This window comes from Cetobacterium sp., from assembly GCF_048470075.1.
Lineage (GTDB): Bacteria > Fusobacteriota > Fusobacteriia > Fusobacteriales > Fusobacteriaceae > Cetobacterium_A.
The window spans coordinates 1-2,596 of the sequence record NZ_DBGBQB010000274.1 but is presented as its reverse complement, the minus strand read 5'-3'; the positions used below and the strand labels follow the sequence as shown (position 1 = coordinate 2,596).

Here is a 2,596-nt window from a genome sequence, read left to right as displayed (position 1 = left end):
AAGTAGTATTAATATAATTGAGAATTGGTTCGTAAATATGTTTTTTTAAAAAAATAACAGGAGGAAACATGAGTAAAATATACATTGTTGATGCTAAAAGAACGGCAATTGGTTCATTTTTAGGTAGTCTTAGAAAAATATCCCCCAGTGAATTAGGGGCAATTGTAGTTAAAGAGTTGCTAAAAAATAACAATTTACAAGGTCATGAACTTGATGAAGTTATAATAGGAAATATATTATCAGCAGGTCAAGGACAAGGCATAGGTAGACAGGTAGCTATAAAAGCTAATATCCCTTATGAAGTTCCAGCATACTCATTAAATATTTTATGTGGAAGTGGAATGAAATCCGTTATGACAGGTTATTCAAATATAAAGAGTGGTTTAGCCAATTTAGTGATTTGTGGAGGAGTGGAAGTTATGTCCCAAGCTCCATTTGTAAGTCCAAGAGATATGAGAGAAGGGATCAAAATGGGTGAGGTTATATTTCAAGATAGTATGTTAACAGATGCCTTAACTGACGCTTTTAATAAGATACATATGGGTGTAACTGCAGAAAATATAGCTGAAAAATACTCTATAACAAGAAGTGAACAGGATAGATATGCAATGAGTTCTCAAGAAAAAGCTATAAGAGCAATAGATGAGAAGAGATTTAAAGATGAAATTGTTCCAGTAGAGATTAGTGATAGAAAGCAAACTATAATTTTTGATACTGATGAATATCCAAATAGAAAGACATCTTTAGAAAAATTGGGGACATTAAGAACTGTTTTTAAAAAAGATGGAACTGTAACTGCAGGAAATGCATCAGGTATCAATGATGGAGCTAGTGCAGTTCTTTTGGCCAGTGAAGAAGCTATTAAAAAATATAATCTAAAACCTCTTGCTGAACTAATTGGGATTGGACAGGGAGGTGTAGATCCTAAAATTATGGGTATGGGACCTGTTCCAGCGATAAAGGAAGCTTTAAAAATGGCTAAATTAGATTTAAAAGATATGGACTTAATTGAGTTAAATGAAGCTTTTGCAGCACAAGCATTGGGGGTTATGTTTGAACTAAAAAATGAGTATGGAGTTACAGAAGAGTTTTTTAGCGAAAAGTGTAATGTAAATGGTGGTGCTATAGCACTAGGACACCCAGTTGGGGCTAGTGGAAACAGAATCATAACAACTTTAATTCATGAGATGTTAAAAAGAAAAAGTCAATATGGCTTAGCAAGTCTTTGTATAGGTGGAGGAATGGGAACTGCTGTGGTGATTAAATCGTTATAAAATGATAAAAAAGGAGAAAATATATGAAATTAGATGGAAAAATAGCCGTAGTAACAGGAGGAGCAAGAGGAATAGGTGCTGTAATTTGTGAAAAATTAGCAGAAAAAGGTGCCATAGTTTACTCTTGTGATTTAGGAGCAGGTGAATTTACAGATTCAAAGGTTAAAGTTGTAAATCTAAATGTAACAGATAGAGAGGGAATAGCAAATTTTGTTGAAAATGTAAAAAATGAGTATGGAAAAATTGATATTTTAGTTAATAATGCTGGAATAACAAAAGATTCACTTATTCAAAATATGACAGAAGAAGCATGGGATGCTGTAATTGATGTTAATCTGAAAGGTGTATTTAATATGACTCAAGCTATTGTACCATTGATGCTTAAAAATAAAAGTGGTAGCATAATCAATTTATCCTCTGTAGTTGGTGTATATGGGAATATTGGACAAACAAATTATGTCGCCACAAAATCTGGAGTTATTGGATTAACTAAAACTTGGGCAAAAGAGTTCGCTAGAAAAGGTGAACAAATCAGGACAAATGCTATTGCTCCTGGGTTTATAAAAACACCTATGACAAAGGATCTACCAGAAAAAGTAATAAACGTTATGATAGATAAAACTCCACTGAGAAAAATGGGAGAACCTGAAGATATAGCAAATACAGTTGTATTTTTAGCTAGTGATTTATCTAAGTTTATAACAGGTCAAATTATAGGAGTAGATGGAGGGCTTGTAATTTAACATAATATAGATTGAAGGGGGTCGACTATGCAATTTTCAGATTTAAAGATAGGTATGAAAGAGAGTATTAGCAAAACAATAACAGAGACAGATATTATTCTATTCGCTGGAATAACAACTGATGTAAACCCTGCTCATATAAATGAGGAGTATGCCAAAACAACGATGTTTAAACATCGTATAGCACATGGGATGTTGGGTGCTGGTTTAATATCAGCTGTTTTAGGAACGAGATTACCTGGGGAAGGAAGTATCTATTTAGGTCAGGAGCTAAAATTTTTAGCTCCTGTATATGCTGAAGATACAGTAACAGCCACAGTGCAGATAATAGAACTAATTCCAGAAAAAAATAGGGTTATTTTAAAAACTGTATGTACAAATCAAGATGGTATTGAAGTGATTACTGGAAAAGCTACATTAATGAAAAAATAAGACAATTTAGGAGGAAATAAATGGATTTTACATTAACTAAATCGCAAGAACTTTTTAAGCAAATGATTACAGCTTTTGCTGAAAATGAAGTTAAACCTCTTGCTGCTGAAATTGATGAGGAGGAGAGATTCCCTATTGAAACTGTAG

The 2,596-nt window shown here is 32.9% G+C and carries 4 protein-coding genes; all 4 read left to right on the top strand.

Translation table 11 applies throughout. The features are described 5' to 3' along the window. Nucleotides 1-68 precede the first annotated feature (68 nt). Entirely contained in the window at nucleotides 69-1,274 is a 1,206-nt protein-coding gene (locus ACMOUI_RS09795) for an acetyl-CoA C-acetyltransferase (RefSeq protein ID WP_418965517.1), read from the top strand. Between the two features lie 23 nt (nucleotides 1,275-1,297). Further along, a complete protein-coding gene (locus ACMOUI_RS09790) occupies nucleotides 1,298-2,017 on the top strand; it encodes a beta-ketoacyl-ACP reductase (protein WP_418965516.1) in 720 nt (239 codons plus the stop codon). 27 nt (nucleotides 2,018-2,044) lie between these two features. Next, nucleotides 2,045-2,449 (top strand): MaoC family dehydratase, encoded by a 405-nt coding sequence (locus tag ACMOUI_RS09785; RefSeq protein ID WP_418965515.1) that lies wholly within the window; start codon nucleotides 2,045-2,047, stop codon nucleotides 2,447-2,449. Nucleotides 2,450-2,469: 20 nt separating this feature from the next. Then, on the top strand, nucleotides 2,470-2,596 hold a 127-nt coding region (locus ACMOUI_RS09780; RefSeq protein ID WP_418963995.1), incomplete at its 3' end, for an acyl-CoA dehydrogenase family protein.